This is a genomic window from Pseudomonas sp. SDO5591_S426, assembly GCF_054070755.1.
Window position 1 is genome coordinate 1 of record NZ_JBSVXD010000150.1, and the last position, 14,746, is coordinate 14,746.

Annotated in this window: 13 protein-coding genes; 2 read left to right on the forward strand and 11 right to left on the reverse strand. The window is 60.7% G+C overall.

The window, feature by feature from the left end; translation table 11 throughout:
* Nucleotides 1-34 precede the first annotated feature (34 nt).
* Nucleotides 35-1,249: a phosphoserine phosphatase SerB gene (gene serB / locus ACW9JC_RS22910; RefSeq protein ID WP_034148725.1), complete on the reverse strand. Its 1,215-nt coding sequence runs from the start codon at nt 1,247-1,249 to the stop codon at nt 35-37.
* A 135-nt stretch (nt 1,250-1,384) separates the two neighbouring features.
* On the opposite strand from serB, the gene ACW9JC_RS22915 reads away from it, so the two are divergent.
* Nucleotides 1,385-2,902, forward strand: a complete 1,518-nt coding sequence (locus tag ACW9JC_RS22915) for an AhpA/YtjB family protein (protein WP_457457795.1) — start codon at nt 1,385-1,387, stop codon at nt 2,900-2,902.
* Nucleotides 2,903-3,152: 250 nt separating this feature from the next.
* Here ACW9JC_RS22915 and ACW9JC_RS22920 read toward each other — a convergent pair whose 3' ends face one another.
* The 9 genes from ACW9JC_RS22920 to ACW9JC_RS22960 all read right to left on the reverse strand — a co-directional run bounded on the left by ACW9JC_RS22920 (nt 3,153) and on the right by ACW9JC_RS22960 (nt 12,424).
* Nucleotides 3,153-3,866 carry a PqiC family protein gene (locus tag ACW9JC_RS22920; RefSeq protein ID WP_457457797.1) on the reverse strand — a complete coding sequence of 238 codons (714 nt, stop codon included), beginning with the start codon at nt 3,864-3,866 and terminating at the stop codon, nt 3,153-3,155.
* A 176-nt stretch (nt 3,867-4,042) separates the two neighbouring features.
* The gene (gene parC / locus ACW9JC_RS22925) at nt 4,043-6,310 is read right to left on the reverse strand and encodes a DNA topoisomerase IV subunit A (protein WP_457457799.1); all 2,268 of its coding nucleotides are present in this window, start codon (nt 6,308-6,310) and stop codon (nt 4,043-4,045) included.
* Between the two features lie 7 nt (nt 6,311-6,317).
* The gene (locus ACW9JC_RS22930; protein WP_457457801.1) at nt 6,318-6,842 is read right to left on the reverse strand and encodes a retropepsin-like aspartic protease family protein; all 525 of its coding nucleotides are present in this window, start codon (nt 6,840-6,842) and stop codon (nt 6,318-6,320) included.
* Complete coding sequence (locus ACW9JC_RS22935; protein WP_457457803.1) at nt 6,839-7,831, reverse strand: esterase-like activity of phytase family protein; 993 nt, start codon at nt 7,829-7,831, stop codon at nt 6,839-6,841. The genes ACW9JC_RS22930 and ACW9JC_RS22935 overlap by 4 nt, the downstream gene beginning before the upstream one ends.
* Nucleotides 7,831-9,738 carry a DNA topoisomerase IV subunit B gene (gene parE / locus ACW9JC_RS22940; RefSeq protein WP_448106115.1) on the reverse strand — a complete coding sequence of 636 codons (1,908 nt, stop codon included), beginning with the start codon at nt 9,736-9,738 and terminating at the stop codon, nt 7,831-7,833. The genes ACW9JC_RS22935 and parE overlap by 1 nt, the downstream gene beginning before the upstream one ends.
* A 44-nt stretch (nt 9,739-9,782) precedes the next feature.
* A complete protein-coding gene (locus ACW9JC_RS22945) occupies nt 9,783-10,391 on the reverse strand; it encodes a YqiA/YcfP family alpha/beta fold hydrolase (protein ID WP_338584404.1) in 609 nt (202 codons plus the stop codon).
* 45 nt (nt 10,392-10,436) lie between these two features.
* Nucleotides 10,437-11,252 (reverse strand): 3',5'-cyclic-AMP phosphodiesterase, encoded by an 816-nt coding sequence (gene cpdA, locus ACW9JC_RS22950; protein ID WP_457457806.1) that lies wholly within the window; start codon nt 11,250-11,252, stop codon nt 10,437-10,439.
* Between the two features lie 111 nt (nt 11,253-11,363).
* On the reverse strand, nt 11,364-11,816 hold the full coding sequence (locus tag ACW9JC_RS22955; protein WP_008063540.1) for a DUF1249 domain-containing protein: 453 nt from the start codon (nt 11,814-11,816) through the stop codon (nt 11,364-11,366).
* On the reverse strand, nt 11,807-12,424 hold the full coding sequence (locus ACW9JC_RS22960; protein ID WP_338584402.1) for an NUDIX domain-containing protein: 618 nt from the start codon (nt 12,422-12,424) through the stop codon (nt 11,807-11,809). The genes ACW9JC_RS22955 and ACW9JC_RS22960 overlap by 10 nt, the downstream gene beginning before the upstream one ends.
* A gap of 223 nt (nt 12,425-12,647) precedes the next feature.
* Between ACW9JC_RS22960 and ACW9JC_RS22965 the strand changes: the two genes are divergently transcribed.
* Nucleotides 12,648-13,394 carry an RsiV family protein gene (locus ACW9JC_RS22965; protein ID WP_338584401.1) on the forward strand — a complete coding sequence of 249 codons (747 nt, stop codon included), beginning with the start codon at nt 12,648-12,650 and terminating at the stop codon, nt 13,392-13,394.
* Here ACW9JC_RS22965 and cytX read toward each other — a convergent pair.
* A complete protein-coding gene (gene cytX, locus ACW9JC_RS22970) occupies nt 13,363-14,655 on the reverse strand; it encodes a putative hydroxymethylpyrimidine transporter CytX (protein ID WP_338584400.1) in 1,293 nt (430 codons plus the stop codon). The two genes, ACW9JC_RS22965 and cytX, sit on opposite strands and share 32 nt — an antisense overlap.
* Nucleotides 14,656-14,746 lie beyond the last annotated feature (91 nt).

Below are 14,746 nucleotides of genomic sequence, written 5' to 3' on the forward strand. Positions count from 1 at the left end.
GCTCCTACATGCAGAACCACAGACTGCGGGTGTATCAGAGCTGTCCGTCGCGATCGCGGAAGCCCAGTAGATACAGCACGCCATCCAGCCCAAGGGTGGATATCGCCTGCTTCGCCGACTGTTTCACCAGCGGCTTGGCACGGAATGCCACGCCCAACCCGGCAATCGCCAGCATCGGCAAGTCGTTGGCGCCGTCGCCGACCGCAATGGTCTGCTCCAGTCGCAAGCCTTCCTTGTGTGCCAGTTCTTTCAGCAGATCCGCCTTGCGTTGTGCATCGACAATCGGCTCGATTGCCACGCCGGTGACCTTGCCGTCGACCACTTCCAGCTCGTTGGCGAACACGTAGTCGATGCCTAACTTGGCCTGCAATTGCTTGGCGAAGTAGGTGAAGCCGCCCGACAGAATGGCGGTCTTGTAACCCAGACGCTTGAGTTCGGCGAACAGGGTTTCAGCGCCTTCAGTCAGACGCAGCGAGGCGCCGATCGAGTCCAGTACGCCGACATCCAGACCTTTGAGCAAGGCCAGGCGCTCTTTGAAGCTGGCGCGGAAGTCCAGCTCTCCAGCCATCGCCCGCTCAGTGATTTCCGAAACCTTGTCGCCCACACCAGCGGCCTTGGCCAACTCGTCGATCACTTCGGCTTCGATCAGCGTTGAGTCCATATCGAACACCGCCAGACGACGGTTGCGACGGAACAGCGAATCTTCCTGGAAGGCGATGTCGACGTTCAGCTCTTGGGCGACGCTGAGGAATTCAGCACGCAGCGCCTGCGGATCGGCCGCTTCGCCACGCACGGAAAACTCGATGCAGCCCTTGCCCTTGTCAGCCGGGGTGTCCAGCGGCATGCGCCCGGACAAGCGATCGATGTGGTCGATGTTCAGGCCGTATTTGGCGGTAATCGAACTCACGGCCTGCAATTGCCCGGCGGTTACCTTGCGGGTCAGTAACGTCACGATGTGGCGTTTTTTGCCCTGGTTGCCGACCCACTGCTGGTAATCCTCTTCGGACACCGGTGTAAAACGCACCTGTTGATCCAGTTCATAGCCTTTGAACAGGATGTCCTTGAGCACGGACTTGCCTTGCTCGGTGTCGGGAATTTCAACCAGGATGCCGAACGACAAAGTGTCGTGGATCACCGCCTGACCGATGTCGAGAATGTTCACACCACCCTGGGCCAGAACGCCGGTAATGGCCGCAGTCAGACCCGGACGGTCGACTCCCGTGATGTTTATCAGGACGATTTCGCGCAAGGCGCACCCCCGCAGGTGGAAAAAAACCGCATTCTACCCACATTCAGTGACCATCGGGCACCGTGAGCGCTTTGCCGGTCTAGGGCCTCTCGCTATACTGCGCGTCAACTTCACGGACAAAAGAGCCGAGCTCAAGTGAACCGGCCCACGCCAGTAAAAACCGATAACTTCTTCCTGCTGATCTTCCGGGCACTGCGCCACCGCCGTGTACCGATTGCATTACGCATCGCCAGCCATAACGTGATCCTGGTCGCTCTGGCCCTGGTGATCTACGCCTGCGTGATGGGTTTGCAGTTCAAGCAGGCCATGCACGAGCAGGCCGATGCGCTGGGCGAAAGCCTGACCACGCAGACCGCCACCTCGGCCACCGAGCTGTTGGTGTCCAACGACATCCTCAGCCTCAACGTGCTGCTCAACAACCTGACCAAAAACAAGTTGGTGGCCCACGCCGCCATCTATAGCGTGGATAACCGCATCCTTGCCGAAGCCGGTCAGCGTCCCAAACACGGTCTGTTGGGCGAAGCCGAGGGCATGTACCAGAGCAAGATCACTTTCCAGGACGTGACCGCCGGTCAGCTGCGCATCAGCCTGGACATGGATCAGTTCCAGCAGCCGATGACCATCAGCCTGCAAAGCATGGGCATCTTGAGTGCGATCCTGTTGGCGCTGTCCCTGGCCTTGAGCCTGCGCCTGGGCCGGCACATCTCCACGCCGCTCCTGCAATTGCGCGTATGGCTGCGCAATATCGACGAATACACCCCGGCCACCGAGCGCCAGGATGAGATCGGCGACCTGGCGCGTCAGCTGCACGCCAATTTCGCCCCAGAGCCCACCGAACCGGAACCGGTGCCGGAACCCGAGTTCGACGACGAAGACGACGATGCCGAGCCGGGCTTCGAAGTGCGTAACCTGCGCGACCCGAGTTTCGACGAAAGCCGCCCGATGGCAGCGTTGAAAGCGGCGCCACGGCGGGTTGTCAGCACCGTCGAAGACGATGACGACGATGCCTTCGCTGATTTAATCGATGAATCGGCAGACAGCGCAGCAAAACCGATCGCCCGTCCTGCGCCATCGAACGTGCCACAACACAGTGCCGTTCTGGCTGTGCAGTTGGGTTCCCAGGAGCAGCTGCGTCGCTTGCCGCGCACTCGCCTGGAAGAACTGCTCAAACGCTACCGCGACTGCCTCGACCAGGCCGCTTCGCTCTACCAGAGTGAGCTGCACACCCTGAACGATGGCAGCACGCTGATGCTGTTCCACACCGAAGACAGCGGCGACGATTACCTGACCAATGCCATCTGCTGCGGCGAGTTGCTGCGGGCGCTGGGCCATCAGTTGCAGATAGAAGTCGCCGACAGCGGCATCACCCTGCAATTGCAGCTGGGCCTGACCTTGGGCGACGAGTTGTTCGGCCTCAGCCAGATCGATCTGCTGCTGACCGACACCGCTCAGGATGCCCTGGCCCTGTCGCAACACAGCCGCAACCTGCTGCTGGTGGAACGCAAGATCAGTGACGACGCGCTGATCCGTCAACGCGCACGGATCCGCCCGATTGCCAGCCCTGAAGGCGCCTGCTGTGTAGAGCGGTTGATGGAGCCTTATCCATCGATGCTGGAGCGGCAACTGGCGCGGATGCATGAGCGTCGGGCTTAAGCCTTAAGCCCCGTTGTGAAGAAGCCCGCAGATGATCACTCGTCTGCGGGCTGATCGTTCCCATGCTCCGCGTGGGAATGCCTCTAGGGACGCTCCGCGTTCCAGCGTCACCTCTCATCTCAAGCCTGGCACCGATGTGACGCAGAGCGTCACGGGCTGCATTCCCACGCAGAGCATGGGAACGATCATCTCCAACCAACAGAAACAACAAAGCCCGCACAAGGCGGGCTTTGTTTTGAATCCATGTGCCTTAGAACCGGAACACTTCCATATCCGTACGGATCGGCGAAGCCATCGGGATCTTCGGCTGCTTTTCCGCTTCCGCCGCAGGCGCCACAGGCTTGGGTGCCGGTTTCTTTGGCGCTTCGGCGATTGGTGGCTGGTTGGCCAGCGGCTTGAGCGCGGTCGACAGCTGTTCGGCCAGTTTCTGCAGCAACACACCCTGAGCCTGAACCTGTGCTGCCGTGGTGCCAGCGTGCTGTTCCTGCAAATGAATGATGCGGTTGTCGCGGACCTGTCCACGGCGGTCGATCAGTCGCCATTGCGCATCGAGAATTGCCGGTTGCTTTTGGCCGGAATCCAGACGCGTGATGGTCAGCAGGACTTGAACATCCGGCGTGAAGCCAACAGTTGCCGGCGCCAGTACCACGCGCTGGCTGTCCAGATGACCGGCGACCTGACGCAGTAGCAACTGATCGATGTCGGAAGACAAGCTACCGGCCCAACGACCGTCGGTGGAGGCTTGCAGGCTGCCATCGGGTTGACGCTGCAACAGGGTTTCGCGTTGCAGGTAGTCAGCAACGGTCACCGGGCCCAGCAATACCGCCAAGCCCGCGTTTTGCGCAGGCTGAACCGGACTTCCGGCGTCCAGTTGGTACAGCGACACCGGCTGGTGAACGCTGCAACCCGCCAGGCCAAGAACGCCGGCGAGCATCAAAATAAAAGGAAGGCGCAGAGCAGTCATCGTCCCATCCAGGTGATTGCCACAAGGCTAACCACAGTGAAAATACTCAATAAATATGAAGAACGCTCGGCCACGCCGGCGCTTGAAAGGCCATATCATCCGTGAATATGCGTTCCGACTCCAGCGCCAAAGCGCCGATCTACGCGTTAAATCGTAGATCCGGCGCTCTAGGACGCTTAATTGAGGTTTTCGACGAGCAGCGCATCTACCCTCTGGAAGCCACGTGGCAATTTGTTACCACGACGCCCACGCTCACCCTTGTAGTGTTCGAGGTCGTCCGCTTTCAGTGACAAGGTACGTTTTCCGGCCTGCAACACCAAAGTGGCGCCCTCCGGGATGACGGCGATGTCCGTGACATATTCTTCGCGACTGGCCACACGCTCACCGGAGATACCGATGATCTTGTTGCCTTTGCCCTTACCTAATTGTGGCAGATCGCTGATCTTGAAGATCAGCAGGCGACCTTCGGTGGTCACCGAAGCCAGCCAGTTCTGTTCACGATCGGCCACCGCACGCGGCAGGATCACCTTGGCGTTGTTCGGCAGGCTCAACAGGGCCTTGCCCGCCTTGTTCTTGGCTTGCAGGTCTTCACCCTTGACCACGAAACCGTAACCGGCATCGGACGCGATGACGTACAGCGCATCATCTTCCGGCATCAGCACGCATTCGAAGCTAGCGCCCGGTGGTGGTGTCAGACGACCGGTCAGCGGTTCGCCCTGGCCACGGGCCGATGGCAGCGTGTGAGCGGGCACCGAATAGCTGCGACCAGTGGAGTCGATGAACACCGCAAACTGGTTGGAACGCCCGGCGGCCAGTGCCTTGAAGCCATCGCCTGCCTTGTAGGAAAGCCCGGTGGCGTCGATCTCGTGGCCCTTGGCGGAGCGCACCCAGCCTTTTTCCGACAGTACGACCGTCACTTTCTCGTTCGGCAGCAGATCGTGTTCAGTCAGCGCCTTGGCTTCGGTACGCTCGACGATTGGCGAACGGCGGTCATCACCGTAGGTTTCAGCGTCCTTGATCAGTTCGGTGCGTACCAGTTTCTTCAGTTTGGCTTCGCTGCTCAGCAGCGCTTGCAGCTTGGCCTGTTCCTTGAGCAATTCATCCTGCTCGGCACGCAGTTTCATTTCTTCCAGTCGTGCCAACTGACGCAAACGGGTGTCGAGGATGTAGTCGGCCTGGATTTCGCTGAGGGCGAAACGCTCGATCAGCGCGGCTTTCGGGTGCTCCTCGGTACGGATGATATGAATCACTTCATCCAGGTTGAGGTAGGCAATCAACAAACCGTCCAACAGGTGCAGGCGACGCTCGACTTTATCGAGGCGGAATTGCAGGCGACGACGAACGGTCTGCACCCGGAACTCCAGCCACTCGACCAGCAAGGCCCGCAGGTTTTTCAGCTGCGGTTTGCCATCCAGGCCGATGATGTTGACGTTGACCCGGTAGCTCGACTCCAGCTCGGTGCTGGCGAACAAGTGCTGCATCAATGCGTCGTGGTCAAAGTTCTTCCGCGCACCAGGAATGATCACGATCCGGCACGGGTTCTCGTGGTCGGACTCATCGCGCAAGTCGGCGATTTGCGGGGCCTTGGACGGCTTGGCCTGCATCATCGCGGCGATCTGTTCCAGCACCTTGGCGCCGGAGACCTGATGCGGCAGCGCGGTGACGATGATGTCGCCGTCTTCGATGTGATACACGGCGCGCATGCGCACCGAGCCCTTGCCGGTTTCATACATTTTCAGCAGATCGGCACGCGGGGTGATGATTTCCGCTTCGGTCGGGTAATCCGGGCCCTGGATGTGTTCGCAGAGCTGTTCGACCGTGGCTTTCGGCTCATCGAGCAAACGCACGCAGGCACTGGCGACTTCGCGAAGGTTGTGCGGCGGTACGTCGGTGGCCATGCCCACGGCGATACCGGTGGTGCCGTTGAGCAGGATGTTCGGCAAACGTGCCGGTAACACCAGCGGTTCGTCGAGGGTGCCGTCGAAGTTCGGGCCCCAGTCCGCCGTGCCCTGGCCCAGTTCGCTGAGCAGCACTTCGGAATAACGCGACAGCCGCGCTTCGGTGTATCGCATGGCGGCGAAGGACTTCGGATCGTCCGGCGCACCCCAGTTGCCCTGGCCGTCCACCAGCGTGTAGCGGTAACTGAACGGCTGGGCCATCAGCACCATGGCTTCATAGCAGGCCGAGTCGCCGTGGGGGTGGAACTTGCCGAGCACGTCACCGACGGTACGCGCCGATTTCTTGTGCTTGGAATCGGCGTCCAGCCCCAACTCGCTCATGGCGTAAATGATGCGCCGCTGCACGGGCTTCAGGCCGTCGCCGATATGCGGCAAGGCACGGTCCATGATCACGTACATGGAGTAGTTGAGGTAGGCATTTTCGGTGAAGTCAGCCAGCGATCGGCGTTCTACACCGTCCAGGCTGAGATCAAGGGAGTCGCTCATGCGGGCCTCATCGGTTCGTTGTCTGGCGCAGCAGCATGGTGCCACCGCGCTGGGTAAATTCAAGTTTGTTCAGTGCGCTCATGCCGAGCAGCACCTGGTCGCCATGCAGGCCGGGCGCCACCAGTGCGCGGACATCCCGCAGCACGATGTCGCCCAGTTGCAGGCGGTCAATACGGGTGCGATAGCCCTGGCTCAGGCCATTGGCCGTGCTCAGGGTCACACCGAAACCTTCTTCGAGCTTCAAGCGCTTGGCCAGCTCTGCCGGGATCGCCACATCGGTCGCCCCGGTGTCGAGCATGAAATCCACCGGCTGACCGTTGATATGGCCGCTGGCGACGAAATGCCCCTGGGCGTTGCTCGCCAGTTTAACCTCGATAAAACCGTCGCCCTGCTCCGAGCTCACCACCACATTCGGGTTTTGCTGACGCTCTTCCCACTGACCGAAAAACCGCGTCGCCAGAAACAGTGCCGCGCACCAGGCCAGCACCATCAACACGCGACCGGCGCGTTTTCCCGGCGCTTGCTGACTCACGGCTTGGCGCTCCAGCCACCGTCAGGCGCGGCAAAGCGATAGACGATCGGACGAACCTCGCCATCGGCGCGGATACCGGTATTGTTGTCGATGCCGATCCAGGCACCGTCAGCGTCCACCACCAGCGCTTCCGCCAGGCCAAAAGGCTGTGGATAGCGCCGATTTTCCTGCAGCATCTCTTCGGCAAACGACCAGCAGCGCTCGACCCTGGCTGTCACCGCATCTCGACGGCAAATCTCGTACGCATTGCGCTCAAGGGTAAACAGCTTGCCGTTGAACAGTGAAAGGTCGGCAAAGTCCCGGGACGCGGCTCTGGCGTTGGGAAATTGTGCGGGCTGCATTTCTTTCCCGGCCTCACTCAGTAGCACGCAACCGCCGTCGCAGTCCCAGACCGTCTGCTTGCGCTTGATCAGCAGCAACCCGCGGCTATCGCGCTCGGCGGCCAACCACAATTTGTCACCTTCAGGATTAACCGCCAGCCCTTCGAACAGCGCATTGAACCGCAACAACATGCCACTGGCCCGCGCTTCGCGAACCATCAGCGGCGAAATCTTCAGCCAGGACGTCGGCCCGGTGGGAGGGATTTGCAGGACTGCCGCATGGGATTCACTGACCACATAGCGATTACCCGCGCTATCGCAGGTAATGCCCTCGAAATCCAGATCGCCGCCACGCACGAACGATGCCGCCCAGGCCCGCGAACGCAGCCCCCAGGGTAAACCGCTGTCAGGTACAACAGGCACACCGATGCCCACGGTTTCCGCCTGCCAGACGCCACCTTGGATATCCAGGCGATAGATCTGATCGTCGTCGCGGTCGGATACCGCCCACAGTTCCTTGTTGCCACACTGCGCCAGCCCGGACAGGTTGCCGCCGCGCATGCCGTCAATGGCATGCTCGGACAACAGACGCAGTTGCGGTATCGGCTCGGCAGACACCGTGATCGAGGTCAGCAGCAACGCACACGCCAGGGCAAAGCCCAAGCGCATCAGCCCAGCACCTCCGCCAGGTTGCCCTTGGATTCCAGCCAGGTCTTGCGGTCGCCGGCGCGTTTCTTCGCCAGCAGCATGTCCATCATTTCCGAGGTCGCGTCGAAATCATCGCCCAAAGTCAGTTGCACCAGGCGCCGGGTGTTCGGGTCCATGGTGGTTTCGCGCAGCTGCGGCGGGTTCATTTCACCCAGACCTTTGAATCGCGTGACCTGCGGTTTGCCGCGTTTCTTCTCCGCCACCAGGCGGTCGAGAATCCCGTCGCGTTCAGCTTCGTCGAGGGCGTAGTAGATTTCTTTGCCCAGGTCGATGCGGTACAGCGGCGGCATGGCGACGTAGACGTGACCGGCATCCACCAATGGGCGGAAATGCTGGACGAACAAGGCGCAGAGCAAGGTCGCGATGTGCAGGCCGTCGGAGTCGGCGTCGGCGAGGATGCAGATTTTGCCGTAGCGCAGCTGGCTCATGTCCGCCGCACCAGGATCGACACCGATAGCCACAGCGATGTTATGCACTTCCTGACTGGCCAGCACTTCACTGCCGTCGACTTCCCAGGTATTGAGGATCTTGCCGCGCAACGGCAGGATCGCCTGGAATTCTTTATCCCGCGCCTGCTTGGCCGAACCACCGGCGGAATCACCTTCCACCAGGAACAGCTCGGACCGCATCGGGTCCTGCCCGGCGCAATCAGCAAGCTTGCCCGGCAGTGCCGGACCTTGGGTGATGCGTTTACGCTCGACCTTCTTGCTGGCCTTCAGACGACGACCGGCGTTGTTGATCGCCAGTTCGGCCAGCGCCAGACCCATTTCCGGATGAGCGTTGAGCCACAGACTGAATGCATCCTTGACCACACCGGAAACGAACGCCGCTGCTTCGCGGGACGACAGTCGCTCTTTGGTCTGACCGGAGAATTGCGGCTCCTGCATTTTCATCGACAGCACGAAAGCGATGCGTTCCCAGACGTCTTCCGGCGCCAGCTTCACGCCGCGCGGCAGCAGGCTGCGGAACTCGCAGAACTCGCGCATGGCGTCGAGCAAGCCCTGGCGCAAACCGTTGACGTGAGTGCCGCCCTGCGCCGTCGGGATCAGGTTGACGTAGCTTTCCTGCACCGCGTCGCCGCCTTCCGGCAGCCACAGCAGCGCCCAGTCAACCGCTTCCTTGTTACCGGCAAAAGCGCCGCAGAACGGTTCGTCCGGCAGGCGTTCGAACTCGGTGACCGCGTCGACCAGGTAGGAACGCAGGCCGTCTTCGTAATGCCATTCGACTTTCTCGCCGGTGGCCTTGTCTTCAAAACTGACCAGCAACCCCGGGCACAGAACGGCCTTGGCCTTGAGTACGTGTTTGAGGCGGCTGATGGAAAACTTCGGTGAATCGAAATATTTCGGGTCCGGCGCGAAGAACACGCTGGTGCCGGTGTTGCGCTTGCCGACGGTACCAACGATTTCCAGCTCGGTGGCCTTGTAGCCGTCGGCGAAGGTCATCTGGTATTCGTTGCCGTCACGTTTTACACGCACTCGGACTTCGGTCGACAAGGCGTTGACCACCGAAATACCCACCCCGTGCAGACCGCCGGAGAACTGGTAGTTCTTGTTGGAAAACTTGCCGCCCGCATGGAGCTTGGTGAGGATCAGCTCAACGCCCGACACGCCCTCTTCGGGGTGAATGTCCACCGGCATGCCACGGCCGTCATCGCTGACTTCCAGCGAATGATCGGCGTGCAGGATGACCTGCACCGATTTGGCGTGCCCGGCCAAGGCTTCGTCGACGCTGTTGTCGATGACTTCCTGGGCGAGGTGGTTCGGCCGACTGGTGTCGGTGTACATGCCGGGGCGTTTGCGCACCGGGTCGAGGCCCGAGAGGACTTCGATGGCGTCGGCGTTATAAGAGCTAGCGCTGGGAGTGGCCATGGGGTCTCGTCGTCAGTCGTTCATTGAAAATAGGGGGCGAGGTTTCACAGAGCCGTGAAATCAATCGCCTGATACAAATCTGCGCCAATGCCGGCAAACGTCAGCATGGCTGGAAGCTGTGCGGCAAAGCCCTGGAAACTATGGTCGCCGCCGGCCTGGATACGCAAGGCACAGGCCCGGTAATACTGCTGGGCGAGGCGATAATCCAGCGTTTCATCACCGGTTTGCAACCATACCTGATAACGCTGCGGATCCTGGGGCGCCGGCACTTCCAGTTCGGCCAGGGCCGTCACGTGGTCGTGGGTCAATTCCCAGGTTTCATCGGTATACAGGTTTTTCTGCGTTCCCAGGAATCCGTCGAACATCCGGTGCGGACTGACGGCAGGGTTGATCAGCAGGGCTTTCAGGCCATGGCGCTCGGCCAGGTGAGTCGCATAGTAGCCGCCGAGCGAGCTGCCGACCAGCAGCGGCCGACCGAGCTCGGCGATCGCCTGTTCCAGCTGACCGATGGCCTCACGGGGATGATGATGCAATGCAGGTACACGCAACTGGTCGCTCAGGCCCAGACGGTCCATCACTTCGCTCAACTGAGTGGCCTTTTTCGATGCAGGCGCGCTGTTGAAACCGTGGATATAAAGGATCGAACCGGACATTTGGACTCCCTGTGCGTCGGGTAAAGAAGGCGGGAGTTTACTGCATCAATAACCGTTGGAACCGTAATCCACCGTAAAATCGAAGCCGATGACCCGCTCCACTCCGGTTTCCAGCTGCCCATCAGGCATCAACCGCAACCAGCGATACCCCGGCGCCTGTTCTCCGACCTTGAAATCCTCGCTGCCGGGTTCGAACTGAATGCAGGTCGACGGCGAAGCGATCAGACGCACGCCGTTACGCAATTGATCGATTTCCTGATGCACATGCCCCCACAGCACGGCGCGCACCTGTGGAAAACGATCCAGGACTTCAAAAAACGCTTCGGGATTACGCAGCCCGATCGGCTCCATCCACGCACAGCCGATCGACACCGGATGGTGGTGGAGGCACACCAGATGATGGCGCTCCGGCGCTTCGCTCAACGAACGGGCCAGTAACTGCAACTGTTCATCCTGCAAGTAACCCGGCACCGAACCCGGCACCGCCGAATCAAGCAGCGTGACCCGCCAGTTACCGATATCCACCACTGGCTCAAGCAAAGCACTTTGCACCGCGGCCACCGCCATGATTTGCGGCTCGTCGTGATTGCCGGGAATCCAGCGCGCCGGCGCATCGAGTTGTCGGGTCAGGTCGCGAAACTGCTGGTAAGACTCCAGCGTGCCGTCCTGGGACAGATCACCGGTGGCCAGGATCAAATCGATCTGCGGCTGCTGCGCCTGCACCAGCTCGATGACTTTTTGCAGACTGTCGCGGGTGTTCATGCCCAGCAGCGTACCGCCCGCCTCGGCGAACAGATGACTGTCGGAGAGTTGCACCAGCAACGCCGGTTCGGCGGTGGACAATGTGGATACGCTCGACAAGGTGTTCTCCCAGGGCGCGATCACGGGATCGGATGAATGGCGCAATTATGCTGGGGGACGCTCGAAAGGGGAAACCTGTGAACCTGACGCAGTTCACAACGCGGCTCAGAATTAACGTACGACTTCGTACTCATGCCCCAGCGCCAGGCAATGACTCAGCCATTCGCCCAGGAACATGTTCAGCTGAGCCTTTTCGTCAGGTTGGTGCATCGAGGCGTTCGGGTAAGGATAGATGCCGCGAAAGCGTCGTGCATGTTCGGCGCTGACCACTTCGGCCATGCAGGCGTCGTGATAGACCTGCACTTCCAGTTGCGGCACCGGCAGCCACGGCAGGCTGTGTTCCTGACGCACTTGCAGGGTGGTGGTGTACGGACAGACCTGCAGCACCTCCAGCGCCAGCACGCCCAGCATCTGGTCGCCATGGGTCACGGCTATGCGCCGCGCCGCCGGCTCGCTGCGCATGTCCGGCAGCAGTCGCATCAGGCGCGCGTAATTCGCCTCGCAGGACGCTTGCAGCCCCACCAGGTCCACCCGATAGCGATCGCGCAGCTTGTTTACGACCATAACCCCCTCACTTCAACGCGGTTCAAAGCCAGCCATTGCAAGGCAATGATGGTGGCCGCGTTGGCAATACGTCCGTCGCGTACGGCTTGCAAGGCATCTTCAAACGCCCACACCGTGACGCGGATATCTTCTGCTTCTTCCTCCAGCCCATGCAGGCCGCCGGCCCCTTTACTGTCACAACGCCCCAGGTACAAATGCACGAATTCGTTGCTGCCGCCCGGTGATGGAAAATATTTGGTCATCGGCCACAGCGCCCCGAACACAAGCCCAGCTTCCTCCTGCGCTTCGCGGTGAGCAACTTCTTCCGGTTGTTCGTCTTTGTCGATCAGACCAGCGACCAGTTCGATCAGCCATGGATTGTCGGTCTTGCCAATGGCGCCAACGCGAAACTGCTCGATCAGCACCACTTCGTCGCGCTGTGGATCATAAGGCAGCACACACACCGCATCGTGGCGGACAAACAGTTCACGGCTGATTTCACGACTCATGCCGCCGGCGAACAATTCGTGGCGCAAGTGCACGCGATCGAGTTTGTAAAAACCCTCGAAGCATTTTTCGCGCCGGACGATATCGACGGCGGTCGGAATGGCGTTGGCAAAATCAGTCATGACAATCCTCGTTCTACAAATCCTGTTCAAGGCTACCTTTTTCCCGGGCCTCGACTTCGCGCCATCCTAACGCGCCCGTGACGTTTGATGCAGCCCCTTTCCCGTCAGCGGGATAGACGGTGAGGGCGAAACCCACTCTAATTAGCTTAGTGGCGAACTGACTGCCCCGTTGAGAGTCGAAGCGGGTAACTTTTTGCCTTTCCCTGTTTTATGAAGGACACCCATGTCGCTTTTTAAAATCGCCTCCGTGGCCGCAATCGCCCTGACCCTGGGCGCTTGCCAGAGCCTGTTCCAGCCCAACTACAGGGCGCCGCTGGAAACCACCCGCGACGCCACCGAACAGCTCAAGCCAGGCTGCTCGGACCAGGACTGCCCGCTGGTGAACATCGACACCGTGCACTTCCCGGCCGAGCCACAGCTGGATGGCATCATCGAAAAACGCCTGCTGCAAATGACCCGCACCTCGCCCGATGCGCAAGTGGCGCCGACGCTGGCGGCCTATCGCGAACAGTTTTTGCGCACCGCCGGCCCGCGCAACAGCAGCTACCTGCAAGCGAAAGTACGCGAGCAGCATGACGGCTTGGTGATTGTCGAATTGTCCAGCTACCTGGACACGGGCGGTGCTCACGGCACGCCGGGTCGCGGCTTCATCAACTATTCACGCCAGCAGCATAAAGTGCTGACGCTGTCGGACATGCTGGTGCCGGGGCAGGAAGAAGCGTTCTGGAAAGCCGCGCAAGTGGCGCACAACAGCTGGCTGATCAGCACCAAGCTCGATCAGGAACCGGAGTTCGTGAAGAGCTGGCCGTTCCAGAAAACCCAGAACGTGGCGCTTACCTATGGCGGGGTGATCCTCAAGTACGAAACCAGCAGCATCGCGCCTTACGCGCTGGGCCATGTCGAACTGAAGATCCCCTACCCTCGCCTGAACGGCATTATCAAGCCCGAGCTGTTTCCCGGCCGTAACTGAAGGCCCGACCCAGCACCAGTTGCAGCAGCCCTGCCACCACCAGTGCTGGCAGGGTTGCGCCGATGTCCGGATACAGATTGGCCAGCAGATGATAAGTGCTGACCCCGCCCAGCCAGGCGAGCAGCGCCGGCCAGCGCAATGCGGCTGACGCCACCTGGCCACTGCGTTTGCGCAGGATGAAGTGGTCCACCAGCACCACGCCGAACAACGGTGCGAACACCGAGCCGATCAACAGCAGGAAGTTCTGGTACTGCGCCAATGGCGCCAGCAAGGCGATCAAGGTGCAGACCACGCCGATGGCCAACGCCAGGTGCTCGACTTTCAAGCGCAACAGAATCCCGCTGGACACCGCCGCCGAGTGAATATCGGCAAAGGCGTTTTCCGATTCATCCAGCAGAATCAGCAGCAGCGGAATCCCCAGGCCGGCACCCGCCAGCGCCAACAGCAAGGCATTGACTTCACCGCTCGGCGCGAACGCCAGCGTGTAGGCGACACCCAGGCTCATCAGCCAGAAATTACCGATGAAGAAACCGATGGCGGTGCCACCGAAGACGTTTTTCGCGCGCTTGCCGAAACGCGAGTAGTCGGCAATCAGCGGCAGCCACGACAGCGGCATGGCGATGGCAATGTCGAAGCCCACGGCGAACGGCATCGAACCGTCACCGGCCTGTGCCCACAACGCGGCCAGATCAGCCTTGGCGAACAGATTCCAGGTCAGCCAGATGCACGCAGCCAGCAGCAACCAGATGCCCCACTTACGCAGGATCTGGCGCACGAAGGTCAACGGTCCGCTGACAGCCAGCAAGGTTGCCAGGGCGCCGAAGAACAGCGTCCACAGTATCGGGTTGGACATTGCGCTACCGTCGCTGAACGCCTTCGCGCCCAGCAGGCTGGCGGCATCGCGCATGACGATGATTTCGAACGAGCCCCAACCGATCAGTTGCAACAGGTTCAGCACCGCCGGCAGGCTTGCGCCCTTGGCACCGAGGCTGAGTTTGAGCGCGGCCATCGACGACAGGCCGGTGTCGCTACCGATCACACCGACCGCTGCCAGCAACAGAACGCCAACCAGCGTGCCGAGGAAAATCGCCAGCAACGAGCCGGACAGGCCCAGGCCCGGTGCGAGCAGTGCGCCAGTCTGCAGGACCATCAGGCCGATGCCGAGGGAGAACCACAGGGAAAACAGATCGCGACCGCCGAAGACACGTTTGTCGATCGGCACCGCGATATCAGGTGAATAAGTGCTGGGTTGAATGCTCAAGGGTGTTATCTCAGAGGGACATTTGTTGTTGTGATATTCATCACCGTCTGTAGGAGCAAGGCTTGCCCGCGATGGCGATCTCAGGGGCGCG